At 45.0% G+C, this 15,360-nt stretch carries 14 protein-coding genes; 10 read left to right on the top strand and 4 right to left on the bottom strand.

What is annotated here, in order from left to right:
• Nucleotides 1-75: 75 nt before the first annotated feature.
• Both QQL36_RS25255 and QQL36_RS25250 read right to left on the bottom strand, forming a co-directional pair.
• The gene (locus tag QQL36_RS25255) at nt 76-1,215 is read right to left on the bottom strand and encodes an acyltransferase family protein (RefSeq protein WP_321567176.1); all 1,140 of its coding nucleotides are present in this window, start codon (nt 1,213-1,215) and stop codon (nt 76-78) included.
• Nucleotides 1,216-1,234: 19 nt separating this feature from the next.
• Entirely contained in the window at nt 1,235-2,413 is a 1,179-nt protein-coding gene (locus QQL36_RS25250; protein WP_321567175.1) for a glycosyltransferase family 2 protein, read from the bottom strand.
• 582 nt (nt 2,414-2,995) lie between these two features.
• Here QQL36_RS25250 and QQL36_RS25245 point away from each other — a divergent pair.
• The 9 genes from QQL36_RS25245 (at nt 2,996) to QQL36_RS25205 (ending at nt 11,620) form a co-directional block, all read left to right on the top strand.
• A complete protein-coding gene (locus tag QQL36_RS25245; protein ID WP_083725389.1) occupies nt 2,996-3,382 on the top strand; it encodes a response regulator in 387 nt (128 codons plus the stop codon).
• A 62-nt stretch (nt 3,383-3,444) separates the two neighbouring features.
• Nucleotides 3,445-4,584 carry a sugar transferase gene (locus QQL36_RS25240; RefSeq protein WP_220388800.1) on the top strand — a complete coding sequence of 380 codons (1,140 nt, stop codon included), beginning with the start codon at nt 3,445-3,447 and terminating at the stop codon, nt 4,582-4,584.
• Nucleotides 4,585-4,608: 24 nt separating this feature from the next.
• The gene (locus tag QQL36_RS25235; RefSeq protein ID WP_083725391.1) at nt 4,609-5,520 is read left to right on the top strand and encodes a glycosyltransferase family 2 protein; all 912 of its coding nucleotides are present in this window, start codon (nt 4,609-4,611) and stop codon (nt 5,518-5,520) included.
• Between the two features lie 12 nt (nt 5,521-5,532).
• A complete protein-coding gene (locus QQL36_RS25230; RefSeq protein WP_083725393.1) occupies nt 5,533-6,561 on the top strand; it encodes an NAD-dependent epimerase/dehydratase family protein in 1,029 nt (342 codons plus the stop codon).
• Complete coding sequence (locus QQL36_RS25225; RefSeq protein ID WP_321567174.1) at nt 6,561-7,694, top strand: glycosyltransferase; 1,134 nt, start codon at nt 6,561-6,563, stop codon at nt 7,692-7,694. The genes QQL36_RS25230 and QQL36_RS25225 overlap by 1 nt, the downstream gene beginning before the upstream one ends.
• Nucleotides 7,695-7,707: 13 nt before the next feature.
• Complete coding sequence (locus tag QQL36_RS25220) at nt 7,708-8,475, top strand: class I SAM-dependent methyltransferase (protein WP_321567173.1); 768 nt, start codon at nt 7,708-7,710, stop codon at nt 8,473-8,475.
• 1 nt (nt 8,476) lies between these two features.
• Entirely contained in the window at nt 8,477-9,685 is a 1,209-nt protein-coding gene (locus QQL36_RS25215; protein WP_179091201.1) for a glycosyltransferase family 2 protein, read from the top strand.
• A 124-nt stretch (nt 9,686-9,809) separates the two neighbouring features.
• Nucleotides 9,810-11,327: a bifunctional GNAT family N-acetyltransferase/carbon-nitrogen hydrolase family protein gene (locus QQL36_RS25210; RefSeq protein WP_083725401.1), complete on the top strand. Its 1,518-nt coding sequence runs from the start codon at nt 9,810-9,812 to the stop codon at nt 11,325-11,327.
• Entirely contained in the window at nt 11,327-11,620 is a 294-nt protein-coding gene (locus QQL36_RS25205) for an MTH1187 family thiamine-binding protein (RefSeq protein WP_083725465.1), read from the top strand. The genes QQL36_RS25210 and QQL36_RS25205 overlap by 1 nt, the downstream gene beginning before the upstream one ends.
• Here QQL36_RS25205 and QQL36_RS25200 read toward each other — a convergent pair.
• Together QQL36_RS25200 and QQL36_RS25195 are read right to left on the bottom strand one after the other, a co-directional pair.
• Nucleotides 11,617-12,813, bottom strand: a complete 1,197-nt coding sequence (locus tag QQL36_RS25200; protein ID WP_321567172.1) for a YeiH family protein — start codon at nt 12,811-12,813, stop codon at nt 11,617-11,619. The genes QQL36_RS25205 and QQL36_RS25200 overlap by 4 nt on opposite strands.
• A 50-nt stretch (nt 12,814-12,863) precedes the next feature.
• Nucleotides 12,864-14,102 (bottom strand): nucleoside recognition domain-containing protein, encoded by a 1,239-nt coding sequence (locus QQL36_RS25195; RefSeq protein WP_083725405.1) that lies wholly within the window; start codon nt 14,100-14,102, stop codon nt 12,864-12,866.
• 150 nt (nt 14,103-14,252) lie between these two features.
• Here QQL36_RS25195 and ychF point away from each other — a divergent pair, with 150 nt between their 5' ends.
• Nucleotides 14,253-15,356: a redox-regulated ATPase YchF gene (gene ychF / locus QQL36_RS25190; RefSeq protein WP_321567171.1), complete on the top strand. Its 1,104-nt coding sequence runs from the start codon at nt 14,253-14,255 to the stop codon at nt 15,354-15,356.
• The last annotated feature ends 4 nt before the right edge of the window (nt 15,357-15,360 follow it).

The raw sequence follows: 15,360 nt of genomic DNA, 5'->3' as shown, positions 1-15,360 counted from the left end.
AAATCTTTTTAATTACATTAACAAATCGTTTTCTAAATCCACGTAATGTTTAGTAGTAAAGGATTGCAACGTTTTTCAGGATTTAGATGTAGACACTTTGTATACTCTTTTGTGTTCTTCAGTATTCGATTTTTCTCTTTTCCCATGTAAATAAAACCCTATAATAGTGTACCGAACAAACCACTGGTAGGTAAGCAGTGATATTGCTACGGGTACGATAAAACATAATACGGGCTTCAGAATTCCCGGTAATTGGGTATCGCCCAGCCATGCCTGCATCATGTATACCAGCCCTACATGCACCAGGTATACCCAGTAGGAGGCGTCTGAAAGGTAACGCATGGTATATGATTCAGCATTGACCCAGCGAAGGAATACACCCAGGAAACCAAGCACCAGCGATGCGGTGGCAATAGTCATACCGGCTTTCAACAAAATATCGGCCGTGGTACTATTATTATATATCAACAGTGCAGCGGCCATTCCAATGGCTGTAAACGTCAGCCCATAGCGTTTGAGCAGGGGGAAATATTTTTCTTTGTGCTCATGCAGTACCCATCCGGCGTATACGAAAATGCCATAGTACAGGATGTAGTTTGGCTTCGGAACCAATCCAGGTGTGTATTTGATATAGTATGTATCAAACAGCAACAGTGATACAAAAGAGCCCACCAGTAACAGCGCAGGCACAATGGTAACGGGCAGTTTGGGCAACTTTAGTCTCAGTAATACAATCCCGATGATGTAGAACAGCGTCAGGTAATACAGGAACCACAGGTGTACCGGGCCTCTCCAGATCATGATGTTGTGCAGGATCAGGGAAACGTCCGGACCGGTGAGGTGCTGGCCCCCACCGGTGACCGTATACGCTGTGAGCGGCAGATTGGTAAAGGGAAGGATCAGGAACAGACCCACTACGAAAGGGATCAGGATGCGCTGCGTGCGATGCTTGATGAACGCAGCTTCGCCAATCCTGAAATATAATAAACGAAAGAAAAACCCGGCTATCAGATAAAATAACTGCATCCGGAAAGTGTGTATTACAAAAAAGATCACATCATAAGCGCCGCTGCTATAGTGCGGGTCATGATAAAAGTTTTCGAATGGGGTTATGGTATACGCCATCACTGCATGTAGCACCACGCCAAGGAACATGGCCAGCGCCCGGAGTGCATCCATGCTATTAATACGCTGTGTATTGGTTGTAGTCGACATCTTCTGGTTGTTGCGATTTTTATGCATTCATAACGGCTGTTTCTCTTCTTGCCTTTTCCCATACTGCGGATTGCTGTTTCCTGATATATCGGAAAAACCCTTCGTATATCGCCACATTCATGAAGAGAAAATAGAATGGTATATAGCAGGGCTTGAATTTAATATCTCTCTTAGCGAGGAAAAATCCGGCGACTGCGAGTAAATAAAATATTACCTGTGCTGCAAAAATGAGCTGATACCAACCACCAGCACCCTGCAATGTCAGTACAGCTGCGGAAATGAGCAGTATTGGCAGACTGAGTGGACTCAGTGTCCAGCGCAGTACGCGGTGCGAAATGTACTGGAAGGAGAGGAGTGGATACCGGAATACATTGAGCAATGCACGCAGCATGACGATGGATTGGAAACCACCTGCACTGATGCGGATCTTGCGCTTATGTTCTTCTGTAATACCTGCTGATGGCGTTTCCATTGCGAAGGCATCCGGTGCATACGCAATCCTGTAGCCCATTTGGTTCACTCTGAGTGAAATTATAAAATCATCCAGGATCACTTCAGGTGCCACTGGTGTAAAGAGTACAGTTCTTACCGAGAACAACTCACCGGCAGCGCCGACCACTGTATACAGGGCAGCATCCAGTCGCTTTAACAATGATTCGTATTTCCAGTAGATGCCTTCAGTGCCCGCTGCACCGCTGTTGCCAGCAGGCATTACTTTTTTCTCACCAGCCACACCACCGGTTTTTGGATCCTGGTAGTGGCGCACAATATTTTTAACAGCATCAATGTTCAGCAACGTATTTGCATCGCAGAAGATCACAACCGGTGTCTGCACGGTCTGCATGGCCCTGTTGATGGCGGCAGTTTTTCCTTTTCTTTCAGGTTCGTGCATACTCCTGATACCTGCGTATTGCTGCACTATTATTTCAGAACCATCATTGGAACCGTCAGTGATAAATATAATTTCTAATTTATCAGCAGGGTAATCCAGTTCCAGGGTGTTCTTTATTTTTTCTGCTATGAATGCCGCTTCATTATATGCAGCAACGATGAGGGTGACTGCGGGCTCAAATGTAGTGACTTCTCTGGAAGCCCTTGACAGGAAGCGTTTGCAGGCCACGAGTATCCCCACCAGGAAACCATACCCGATATAATTATAGAACAGAATGAATAAGCTGGTGTAGAATAAAATCATCATTGTAAACATTGGCTTTATCGGGGTAATGCTTTCGTTATAATGGTGCCAAATTAAAGAAGAAAAATTATTGTGTGTCAATATAATGATACATCAACCGCAATTTTAGCATCGTTTACTTTCACTTTCTCATCATTCACGAGGAATTCTTTATCATTTACCAATTTCAAAATATTAAAAAATAATTATTACTATACTTTTGTGCCAGATTTCGATAAAAACCATCAGATTGTTGACTTTCAAGTGCGAAAAAAATATTGTTCAAGATTTTATTTGCACTATTCAGGAATAATAAATATTTTTACCCTGATTATAGCAATCTGCTAAATGTAACCATAGCCATCTCCTCTGAAATTCACTTTAACCAATTTGTCCTGAAATGAACTACCACCGCAGTCTTTGCGCGTATGCCTTTCTATATCGCATATGTACTAAACTGCAAGTGGTGTTAATTTAGTGATAATTCTACCTTATCCTCCTGGAAGATCAAAGAGATTCCATTTGCCCATTCTGCAACAGCAAACGTTGTAGGGTGAACGCATTTGGTTTACAGAGCAATCTTTTATGTTCTAAACCGGAGTTAAAATGAAAAAGAAGATTTTAATAGTAGATGACAGTGCCCCAATGCGATTTTTGTTAGAAGCGATGTTAGGCAACAAGTACAAAGTATATGCTGCGACAGACGGACTGACTGCAACAATGTGGTTATCCAGCGGCAATATTCCGGATCTGATCATCACGGATGTGCAAATGCCTAATATAGACGGCTGGCAGCTCGCCAAGAACCTTGCAGGCAATGCTCTATATAGCGATATACCAGTTATCGTTCTTACAGGTATGGACCTGAAGGACAGTATCCCCCTATATCCCAATGTAGCTAGAGTGATTAACAAACCATTTGATCCAATTAAGTTGCTCGAGATTGTAGATAACCAGTTAAGCACAAGACAGTCAGTGAGTATAGCGGGATGATCTTTTTTGTTGCACCCCAGTGACCATTGTTACACAAGATTTTTTAAGTAAACCGAACGCACATGATATCTAATCTACCATTGAGCTATCCTGATGCCAGGATAAAGACAGGTACCAAAGTACTCACCATGGCCTCGAGCCACGTGAACAGGTACACACTCTGCATCGGGAATGATGAATTCTTCGATGGTGTCACAGGCAAAACCGAGGAGTATGTTTTTACTGCAAAAGAGTTGTCTTTGTCAGTGAATGTACTAAAGGAACAACTGCATTACAACATAGTGCCTACATTTATTATATGTAACGTACATAACAATCCCCATTTCAATTTGCGTAAGCTCAGGGATTTTATTCGCACTGAATCCCGGCTTGCCAAGGTACCTGTGTTTATTTATACTGAAGCATTATCAGCCTCGCTGAAACAAGAACTCCGCACCATAGGAGGTATTGATGATATCCTTACCCCCGCCGTTACCCCTGCGATATTTGAAGAAAAGCTGCGTACTGCGCAGCAGATCCGTCACATGGCACAGACTATTGAAAAAGATGACAGATCTGTTTCAATAAAGCCTGGCTATTACCTTAACTATTCCATCAAGCGTGGCCTGGATATTTTATTTGCCGGCACACTGCTTTTATTGTTATCCCCGGTATTTCTTGTCCTGGCTATTCTAATCAAACTGGGGTCCAAAGGGCCTGTTTTCTATGTGTCTCACCGCGCTGGCAAACGCTACCAGATCTTCAAATTTTACAAGTTCCGCACCATGGTAGCGGATGCTGACAAGCAGGTTGCCCAGATGAAGCACCTGAACCAGTACGATACAAACGGTACCGGTCCTGTGTTTTTCAAAATTAGTAATGACCCCCGTGTAACCCGTCTGGGTACCTTCCTTCGCAACACCAGTTTAGATGAAATTCCCCAGCTTCTGAATGTATTGCTGGGACATATGTCACTCGTAGGCAATCGCCCCCTTCCATTGTACGAAGCTGCTACCCTCACGACAGACGACTACGCCGGCCGCTTTCTGGCACCTGCCGGCATCACTGGTCTGTGGCAGATTAAGAAGAGAGGGAATAAAGATATGAGCGTGAGCGAGCGCATCAACCTGGATAAAAGTTATGCTGAAAAACATTCTGTGCTGTACGATATGTGGATTCTCGCTAATACTCCGAATGCCCTGAGGCAGAAGGATAATGTATAAAATTAATAATTACCGAATACGATTATGAGTTTGCAAGAACAAACACCACTGGTGTCCATTATTGCCCTTAATTTCAACCAGACAACTGTTACCTGCGAATTTCTGGAGTCTACAAAAAAGCTAACCTACCGCAATTTTGAGACGATCATCGTAGATAATGGGTCCAGTGTTGATCCTACTGCACAAATTGAAGCAGGCAACTATCCGAATCTCCGCCTCATTCTAAGCCCTGTAAACCTGGGTTTCACCGGTGGCAACAACCTCGGTATTGAGCAGGCGAAAGGTGATTTTTTATTCATTGTAAATAATGATACAGAAGTCACTCCCGATCTGCTGGAGCACCTGTTGCAGCCATTTTATGTAGACGGAACCATTGGCGTGGTATGTCCTAAAATTCGTTTTTACTCTCACCCCAATGTGATCCAATACGCCGGCTTTAACAAGATGAACCTCCTAACGGGTCGTACATGGGCTGTAGGCAGCAAGGAGGAAGATAAAGGTCAGCACGATGTATCAGGCCCTACCTGGTGTGCACATGGCGCTGCCATGATGGTAAAGCGTGAAGTGATTGACAATGTAGGCCGCTTTGCTGACAAATTCTTTATCTACTATGAAGAAAGTGACTGGTCTGCCAGAATTCTGCGCGCCGGGTACAAGATCTATTATAATGCTAACGGGCTGATCTTTCATAAGGAGTCCATCACCATGGGTAAGGAAAGCGCGATTAAAGCGTATTACCATACACGTAACCGCATTCTCTACATGCGCAGGAATACGAACAAGATGCAGCTGGCAGCGTTCCTCTGTTTCTTTAGTTTCCTTACGTTCCCCAAGGCAGTGGTCACTTACACGATGAAAGGACAGTTTAAGCATTTACGGTCATTTGTAAAAGGCACGTTCTGGAACCTCACTACATCAAGTTATTCACCTGTATAAAAAAACTCAATTATGTCTAAAATAACATCACTTGTTACCGGCGGTGCCGGCTTTATCGGTTCACATGTCGTAAAACATTGCCTGGCAATGGGACATGAAGTAGTTGTACTGGATGACCTCAGCGGAGGCTTCGAAGATCATATCCCTGCAGGTGCAATATTCGTTCAGGGTTCTGTTTCCGACGATCAGCTGGTGACCAGTCTGTTTGAAGAATACCGTTTTCAATATGTATACCACCTGGCGGCATATGCAGCTGAAGGGCTGAGCCACTTTATCCGCCGTTTCAATTATAACAATAACCTCATTGGTAGCATTAACCTGATCAATGAGTCTATCAAGCATAAAGTAAAATGTTTCGTATTTACCTCTTCCATCGCTGTATATGGTGCAGGTCAGCTGCCTATGCGTGAGGAAATGGTGCCAATGCCGGAAGATCCATATGGCGTATCTAAGTTCGCAGTAGAACTGGATCTGAAAGCAGCCCACGAAATGTTTGGTCTGAACTACGTGGTATTCCGTCCGCACAATGTATATGGTGAAAACCAGAACATTGGCGATAAATACCGTAACGTAATCGGCATCTTCATGAACCAGATCATGCAGGGCCAGCAACTCACCATCTTCGGTGATGGTGAACAGACCAGGGCTTTCAGCTTTATTGACGATGTGGCTATTCCGATTGCGAACAGCGTAAACATTCCTGCTGCTTACAATCAGGTTTTCAATATTGGTGCAGACAAACCTTATACGGTGAATGAACTGGCGAAGGTAGTAGGCGCCTGTTTCGGTGTAACCCCGGATATCAAATACCTGGCAGCACGTAACGAGGTTATGCATGCTTACTCTGACCACACCAAAGCACACAGCGTATTTGGCGAAGGCAGTGGTGTTTCCTTACAGGAAGGCATTGAAAGAATGGCAGCATGGGCCAAAGAAGTAGGTGCGCGTAAGAGCAAGGAATTCGAAAACATTGAGATTTACGAAAAACTGCCACAGGGCTGGGAAAGGAAACAACCCCAGGCCGAAGGCGTTCCGGCATAATGAACAACACACCTAAAATAAAGGTATTGCAGGCCATCCGCCAGGGACTGATAGGTGGTGGGGAATCCCACGTACTCAGCCTGGTGGATGCCATGGACAAAGAACGCTTTGAGCCGGTGGTGCTGTCTTTTACAGACGGACCTATGATCACGCGTTTGCAGGAAATGGGTATACGCCATTATGTAATTCCTTCCCTGAAAGCATTTGACCCTTCCTGCTGGAAACGGGTCAAAACGCTTATACAGGAAGAACAGATTGACATCGTTCATGCACACGGTTCACGTGCTGCCAGCAATCTGTATATTCCCACCCGCATGAGTGGCCGACCTTTATTGTATACGATCCATGGCTGGTCATTTCACGATGATCAGCCTTTTCTGCAAAAGCAGATGAGGGTATGGTCAGAAAGGTTGCTGACCAGTGGAGCAAAGGCGAACATCTCTGTCTCTGCGTCTAACAGGGATACAGGTGTGAAGCATTTTTCAGGCTTCAGGTCTACGGTGATCAATAATGGGATCGATCTGACCAGATTCAATCCTTCCGCATCACAAAACAACATTCGCCAGGAATTAGGTATTCCAGCCCAAAATACGGTGATTGGGTACATTGCACGCATTACAATTCAAAAAGATCCTTTAACGCTTGTTTACGCCTTTAAAAAGGTATTGGAGCAACATCGCGACATTACCCTGCTGGTGGTAGGGGAAGGGGATATGAAAGAAGAAATGGTTTCACTGGCAGCCGCACAAGGCATTGCCAGCCATATTGTATATCAGCCATTCCGCGGCGACGTGCCGGCATTGTTACAGGCAATTGATATTTATTGTTTACCCTCCCTCTGGGAAGGGCTGCCAATCGGGCTGCTGGAAGCCATGGCCATGCGTAAGGCCGTGATCGTGACAGCAGTAGATGGCTCCAAAGAAATTGTAACCGACAGGCAAAACGGGCTGGTTGTTCCCGTCCGTGATCCTGCGGCGCTGGCTACGGCCATCAGCACCTTACATACAGATGTACCCTTACGTACATCTGTACAGCACGCAGCAGCTGTTACTGTGAATCAGCATTATTGTGCAAAAGGCATGACCCGTCAGGTAGAAGACCTGTACAGGGATGTGCTTGATCATCAAAATTAACCGGATACAAATCATGACTACTACTATTACATATGAATATGATAGAATCGCTGACAGAAAGCGGCTTGACTTTATCAGTGACTCATTGAAAGGGAAGGTAAAGGCGGATGCCAGGGTGCTGGATGTAGGCTGTGGCAACGGTGTGATCAGCCGTCACCTGGGTAAACTGGGTTTCAATGTACTGGGGATTGATGTGAGCGAGCAAACTATTGCCCGTGCACGTGCTCTGAATACATTGCCCAATGTGTGGTTTGATGTAATCAGTGCAGAGAAGCTCGTGGCACAGGGCGATACATTTGATGCGATCATCTGTAGCGAGGTACTGGAACACCTGCAGGATCCTTCTTCTTTATTGAAAGTTTTGTACCAGTCGTTGAAACAGGACGGTGTGCTCATCGTGACTGTGCCAAATGGCAGCGGCCCCCGCGAATTGTTTGTGACCCGCCCCGTATTAGCAATGCGTGAAAAAAACAGCTGGCCATGGAGAATGGTGATCGGTGTCAAGAAAGCGCTGGGCTACACAGGAACTACTGTGCAGTCGGCAGCGGATAATCTGGATCATGTGCAATTTTTCAACAAAACGGATCTGGAAAATTTGTCTACACAAAACCACTTCCGCATCGTACGTTTTGGCAAAGCGAATTTTATTGAGGATGTATTCCCGTTCTCTTTTGTAGCTAAAAAAGTACGTGCATTACAGTGGCTGGATTGTAAGATCGCCGATGCATTGCCCTACCGCTTTACAGGTGGGTTCTTTTCTGTTTGGGAAAAAGCAAATTAATATGTGGACCATCCTTTTTTACTGCTTTGCAGCGATACAGCTTTTGCTGGCAGCGTACCTGCTACAGCCAACTATTCTTTTGCTTGTTTATGGCATAAAGAAATTTTTTGGCTCCCTCTTTGCTAGCAGGAAGGTGAATACTGAAGCACCGGCACAAGATTATTCTTTTGCAGTCATCATCACGGCCCATAAGAATCTACAACTGGTTCCACCCCTTGTAGATTCTGTACTCAGGCAAACCTACCGCCACTTCAAAGTATATGTTGTAGCGGATGGCTGTGAACATGCGAACATTGGATACAACGACGATCCACAGGTAAAAGTGTTACTGCCGGAAGTACCCTTAAATGCAAAAATCCGTTCCATCGACTATGCGATCAATCATTTTGATGCTACACACGATGTAATGATCATACTGGATGCAGACAACCTGTTGCATCCTGATTACCTCGACGTATTGAACAGGTATTTCAATAAAGGTTACCGTGCGGTACAAACCAATATGCTGGCGAAGAACAACGATAGCGTATATGCACAACTGGATGCTGCAGGTAACTATTTCAGCAACTTCATTGACAGGCGTATGCGCATGGAAATGGGATTGTCTGCCAATATATGGGGACTGGGTATTGCTATCGAAACAGCCCTGTACAAGCAGGTAATCTATCGCAACTTCCTGGGTGGATTTGATAAGAAGATCCAGGCCGATATTGTGAAACTGATTCCACAGCTGGCCTATGCAGAAGAAGCGAAGGTATACGATGAGAAGATTGATAGCGGCGATGCACTGGAAACACAGCGTACCAGGTGGATCAATGCCTACTTTAAATATTTAAAATACGGTTGGGATGTGTTGCTGACGGGATTGAAACGTGGCAGTTTTAACCTCGTATTCTTTGGTTTTAATTTACTGCGTCCGCCATTGTTTCTGCAGGTGGTGGGAGCGGCCTTTTTTGCAGTAGTGAACTATTGGATCTCACCGGTGTGGATGCTGGGCTGGCTAGTGGCGATGGTGCTGTTCCCTTTGTCTTTCCTGATCATCGTAGCGGTGATGAGTACAGACAGGAAAACCGTAGCCGCGCTGTTTTACCTGCCAGTATTTTTTATCAGACAGGTGAAAGCATTCCTGCACATTGGCAGAGCAAATAAAGCCTTTTTACAAACTCAAAATAATAAGGTTATCTATATTCAGGATCTACTGAATCAATAGCTTTCCTCTCATACTTGAGGAAAACCCCGCAAAGCGGCGGGGGAATATGCGAAAAATCCGCAAAAAGGGTGTATCGTCATGATATGCCCTTTTTACTTTAAATTGCCTGTAAAACGAAGAGACCATGTCAGAAACTGTAGAAATCAGGCAATTGACCGCAGAGGATTATATCGATTTGAAGGAGTCTATGTTGAGGGCCTACCCAGATATGGCAGGCAGTTACTGGCGGGAACCCACGCTCCGCAGGCTCATTGAGATATTTCCGGAGGGGCAGATTGCCATCACTGTGAATGAGAAGATAGTGGGCTGTGCCTTATCCATTATCGTGGATTATGGCAAATTTGGGGATGAGCACACCTATGAGCAGATCACAGGGTATTATACTTTCAGTACCCACACTCCCAAAGGGGATATCTTATATGGTATCGAAGTGTTTGTACATCCTGATTACAGGGGCAAGCGACTGGCCAGACGTTTGTATGACGCCCGCAAGAACCTTTGTGAGCGGCTGAACCTGAGAGGTATAGTAGCCGGTGGCCGTATTCCGAATTATGAGAAATATGCGGATCAGCTCACTCCCCGTGAGTATATCGAGAAAGTTAAGGATAAAGAAATATATGATCCTACCCTGACCTTTCAATTCTCCAACGACTTTTTAGTAAAGAAAATATTAAAGAATTACCTGCCGAATGATGAAGCCAGCAGAGGATTCGCTACGCTATTACAATGGTATAATATCTACTATGAAAAGGATAATGATACCGTTCGTTATAATAAATCTACTGTGCGTATCGGGTTGGTGCAATGGCAGATGAGGGACTATGGCAGCCTGGATGGTTTCCTGCAACAGGTAGAATATTTCATTGATGCCGTGAGCGATTATGGGTCTGACTTTGTGGTTTTCCCTGAATTGTTCAACGCCCCATTGATGGCAGAATTTAGCCAGATGGATTCTGCACAGGCCATCAGGGGTGTGGCGAAATACACAGAGGAGATCAGGAACTGGTTTGTAGGTAAGGCAGTGGCATACAATGTAAATATTATTACAGGTAGTATGCCGATCCTGATTGAGGATGCACTGTATAATATTTCTTACCTCTGTCGCAGGGATGGTACCTTTGATCATTATATCAAAATTCATCCTACACCGAGCGAGGTGTATGCATGGGGAATCAAAGGGGGGAATGAACTGAAAACTTTTGATACAGATTGTGGAAAAATTGGGATACAGATCTGTTACGATGTAGAATTCCCTGAACCATCCCGTATACTGGCAGAAGAGGGGATGCAGATCCTGTTCGTACCTTTTCTCACAGATACTCAGCATGCTTTCAACAGGGTACGATTCTGTGCACAGGCACGTGCCATCGAGAATGAATGTTATGTAGCCATAGCGGGTTGTGTAGGTAATCTGCCCAAGGTGAATAACATGGATCTGCAATATGCACAGAGTGCAGTATTAACCCCTTCTGACTTTGCATTTCCTGTAACAGGGGTTAAAGCAGATGCGACCACTAATACAGAAATGGTGGTGATTGCAGATGTCGACCTGGTATTATTAAAGGAATTGCATGCCTTTGGAAGCGTGCAGACCAAAAAGGATATACGAAAAGATCTTTACGAAGTAAAATGGAAAAAATAATGGAACACACGATTAACGTAGCTTTACAGATCCTGCCTACAGTACCGTCAGACAAGGTTTATGCAACAGTAGATGAGGCCATTGCTGTCATTCACAACTCTGGCCTCAAGTACCGGGTATGTCCGTTTGAAACTGTGATAGAAGGGAAGTATGATGAAGTAATGGCGGTGGTACGTCAGGCACAGGAAGTATGCTTCACTGCCGGTGCATCACAGCTATTGTGCTACATCAAAATGCAGATCAAAAAAGACGCAGATGTATACATCGACGACAAGATGGAAAAATATGATTAACCAAACACGAGGTAAGCAATACCCAGTGTAAAGAAGATATTGAACACCTGTGCAATGATGAAAGCCATAGCCGGGCGTCCTCTTTCCATACTGAAAATGTCAGTGAACTTTGTTTCCAGCCCTATGCAGGTGAAGGCTAAGGCAAACCAGTAAGTTTGTAATTCCTTGATGCTACCCTTGATGGTTGTCACCAGCATAGGGCTGAGGGCAAAGGAGAAAAGGAGGGAAGCGAGGATAAAACCTAACACGAATTTAGGGAAGCGCTCCCAGATGGTTCTCAATGTTGGCTTTTCGTAGTTCGCATCTTTTTTGGAATAAGACCAGTATAAAGAGATAAAAAACGCTGCTAATCCTAATAATACATTCTGCGAGAACTTTACCAGGGTGGCATATTTCAGGGCTTCTTCACCCAGCATGGTACCCGCAGCTACAACTGCACCGGAAGTATCGATGGTACCTCCCAGCCACGCACCCGCTACAGCTGGAGACATGCCTGCCCACTTGGCGATGTAAGGCATAAAAAGCATCATCGGAATGGCGACAATCAATACCAGTGAAATGACATGGGATAGTTTCTTGTTATCTCCCTCAATCGCTCCAGCAGTGGCAATGGCTGCAGATACCCCACAGATAGACACTGCACTGGATATCATCATCCTGAATTCATCATCCAGCCCTAATTTCTTACATACCCAAAAGCTGAAATACCAGACAGTAAATACGACGGCTACGGATTGAATAATACCCAAAGCGCCGGCTTTGACGATATCCTGGAACAGGACGGTACAACCTAATAATACCAATCCTATTTTGATATAAAGTTCCGTTTGAATAGCAGGTTTTAACCAGCCAGGTACACCGATCGTATTGCTGATGATTAACCCGAGAATAAGGCTGAAGAGTACCACTTCTATGCCGTAAGACTTCATGAATGCGGTGTTCGCCACGATCTGTGCCATAAGCGTAATTAATACAATCACTAATAATGCGGGAAGTAATTTTATAAAGTCCGCCGTACTGCGGATAAGTACTTTCGCTATGAACAGGCTGGCGGCTACCCATATAAAACCCGATGCGGTTTTGGTCAGGATCACGGTTCCGAAAAAAGGCTTGAGACCAAAGGTAATAACGGCAATTGAGAGGAACGCTATGATGACAGCGATCCAGTCTTCGTGGATTTTCTTAGTAAGCATGCATAAGGTTTTTTCGTTCGTGGTGGTGCCGGTAAGATAGTAAATAAGGTTTATTTATGCCAGAAGAAAATGTAGCCGATAATAATGGCGCCTATGAGGCCAACTACATCTGCAATCAGCCCACAGGTAAGGGCGTATCTGGTCTTTTTGATATTTACGGATCCGAAGTATACGGCTAATATATAAAAGGTAGTTTCTGTAGAACCCTGAATTACACTGGCCAGTTTGCCCTGGAAGGAATCTACACCATAGTGTACAATCGTATCAACCATCAGGCCCCGCGCTGCGCCACCACTGAAAGTCTTCATGATGCCGACAGGCAGTACAGGTACGAAATCAGTATTCAGACCCATCCAGGCAACTACAGCTCCAATGCCATTTGTTACATAATCCAGGCACCCGGTAGCGCGGAAGGCGCTGATACCTACCAGCATGGCCACGAGGTAAGGAATGATCATTACGGAAGTCTGAAAACCTTCTTTCGCCCCTTCAATAAATACATCGTAGACATTTACTTTTTTGATCAATCCCAGGGTCAGGAAGGATACAATGATCGAAAAGATCACCAGTCCGCCAATTAAGCTTGTATAAGTCGCTATTTGCTCGGCGGGCAGGTTATGCATGGCATAATATAAGATAGCCAGTAAGCCGCCGAAGATGCCCAGAAATATCAATACGGGCAATTTGAAGAGATTGAGACGCTGGTAGATGGCTACGGCAATCATACCCGATATGAAGGAGATGAGTGTACCAATCAGGGTAGGAATGAAGATATCCGCAGGGTTGGCAGCATGTTGTGCCAGCCGGATAGCGATCACTGATGTAGGAATAAGCGTGATCCCAGCGGTGTTGAGCACCAGGAACATGATCTGGGCATCGCTGGCAGTATCTTCTTCTTTATTGATCTCCTGTAGCTGCTTCATGGCTTTCAGGCCAAGGGGAGTAGCGGCATTGTCCAGTCCCAGTGCGTTGGCACTAAAGTTCATGAGCATGGATCCCATGGCAGGATTGCCCTTTGGAATAGATGGAAACAGTTTCGAGAAGAAGGGTGTTACGGCTTTGGCAAACACTTCAATCATGCCAGCTTTTTCACCCACTTTCATCATTCCCAGCCAGAAGGTCATGATTCCGGCCAGACCCAGTGAGATTTCGGCCCCGGTTTTGGCACTGTCGAACATGCTTGTCATAACGGTAGAGAACACAGCGGTATCTCCCAAAACGATCAGTTTAAAGAGTGCCACCACAAAAGAAACCAGGAAAAAAGCCAGCCAGACGTAGTTTAAAGCCATGAATTTAGATTGGTTATATAAGTAATCCGGTAAATGTAATAAATTTTTTACCCGGCTGCAAGATGGCTTCTTTAGCGCAGAAGAGGCCGGATGGCAAAACTTCTTAATTAAGTTAAAAAAATACTATCTTCGCGCAAATTTTTTAAAAAAATGGCGTTACAAGCAGGAATTGTTGGATTACCGAATGTGGGAAAATCGACATTATTTAATGCGGTAAGCAACAGCGCAAAAGCGCAGGCTAGCAACTACCGTTTTTGTACTATTGAACCTAACGTAGGACTGGTGGATGTACCGGATACCAGACTGAGTAAACTGGCAGAACTGGTAAACCCAAACAGAATTGTACCTACTACCATTGAATTTGTAGACATCGCCGGTCTGGTAAAAGGTGCCAGTAAAGGTGAAGGTCTGGGAAACAAGTTCCTCGCCAATATCCGTGAGGTAGACGCCATCGTGCACGTGATCCGTTGTTTCGAAGATGACAACATCCTCCGTGAGGAAGGTGCGATCAACCCGATCGGCGACAAGGAAATCATCGATACCGAGCTTCAGCTGAAAGACCTGGAAAGTGTGGAAAAGAAAATCGCCCGTACTGAAAAGATGGCGAAGACCGGTGGTGATCCGAAAGCAAAGAAAGAATACGAAATCCTGAAACAATGCCAGGAACACCTGGAAAAAGGTAAAAATATCCGTGAACTGGGTCTGAGCAAGGAAGACAGTGTTGCTATTGCAGACCTGTTCCTGCTGACAGCAAAACCAGTGCTGTATGTAGCTAACGTAGACGAAGGCAGCATGCACACTGGCAATAAATATTCCCAGGCGCTGCAGGAAGGTGTTAAAGCCGAAGGCGCACAGGTGATCGTGATGAACAATACCATCGAAGCACAGATCTCTGAAATGGAAGATCCGGCAGACAAGGAACTGTTCCTTTCTGAATACAGCCTGACTGAGCCAGGTCTGAACCGCCTGATCCGTTCTGCTTACAACCTGCTGGAACTGATCACCTACTTCACAGCGGGTGTGCAGGAAGTAAGGGCATGGACCATCCATAAAGGCTGGAAAGCTCCACAGGCAGCGAGCGTGATCCACACGGATTTCGAAAAAGGTTTCATCAAAGCGGAAGTAATTGCTTATGATGATTATGTTAAATATGGTTCAGAAGCAGCTGCCAGAGATAACGGCCGCTTTAGAATTGAAGGTAAAGAGTATATCGTAGAGGATGGTGATGTTATGCACTTCCGTTTTAATGTATAAAAGA

Origin of the sequence: Chitinophaga sp. LS1, assembly GCF_034274695.1 — a bacterium.
Taxonomy (GTDB): domain Bacteria; phylum Bacteroidota; class Bacteroidia; order Chitinophagales; family Chitinophagaceae; genus Chitinophaga.
This window is presented reverse-complemented; position numbering and strand designations above follow the sequence as displayed.

Coding starts and splice junctions, on each gene's coding strand:
- QQL36_RS25255 (WP_321567176.1), bottom strand. CDS start 1,215: ATGTCGACTACAACCAATACACAGCGTATTAATAGCATGGATGCACTC.
- QQL36_RS25250 (WP_321567175.1), bottom strand. CDS start 2,413: ATGATGATTTTATTCTACACCAGCTTATTCATTCTGTTCTATAATTAT.
- QQL36_RS25245 (WP_083725389.1), top strand. CDS start 2,996: ATGAAAAAGAAGATTTTAATAGTAGATGACAGTGCCCCAATGCGATTT.
- QQL36_RS25240 (WP_220388800.1), top strand. CDS start 3,445: ATGATATCTAATCTACCATTGAGCTATCCTGATGCCAGGATAAAGACA.
- QQL36_RS25235 (WP_083725391.1), top strand. CDS start 4,609: ATGAGTTTGCAAGAACAAACACCACTGGTGTCCATTATTGCCCTTAAT.
- QQL36_RS25230 (WP_083725393.1), top strand. CDS start 5,533: ATGTCTAAAATAACATCACTTGTTACCGGCGGTGCCGGCTTTATCGGT.
- QQL36_RS25225 (WP_321567174.1), top strand. CDS start 6,561: ATGAACAACACACCTAAAATAAAGGTATTGCAGGCCATCCGCCAGGGA.
- QQL36_RS25220 (WP_321567173.1), top strand. CDS start 7,708: ATGACTACTACTATTACATATGAATATGATAGAATCGCTGACAGAAAG.
- QQL36_RS25215 (WP_179091201.1), top strand. CDS start 8,477: ATGTGGACCATCCTTTTTTACTGCTTTGCAGCGATACAGCTTTTGCTG.
- QQL36_RS25210 (WP_083725401.1), top strand. CDS start 9,810: ATGTCAGAAACTGTAGAAATCAGGCAATTGACCGCAGAGGATTATATC.
- QQL36_RS25205 (WP_083725465.1), top strand. CDS start 11,327: ATGGAACACACGATTAACGTAGCTTTACAGATCCTGCCTACAGTACCG.
- QQL36_RS25200 (WP_321567172.1), bottom strand. CDS start 12,813: ATGCTTACTAAGAAAATCCACGAAGACTGGATCGCTGTCATCATAGCG.
- QQL36_RS25195 (WP_083725405.1), bottom strand. CDS start 14,102: ATGGCTTTAAACTACGTCTGGCTGGCTTTTTTCCTGGTTTCTTTTGTG.
- ychF (WP_321567171.1), top strand. CDS start 14,253: ATGGCGTTACAAGCAGGAATTGTTGGATTACCGAATGTGGGAAAATCG.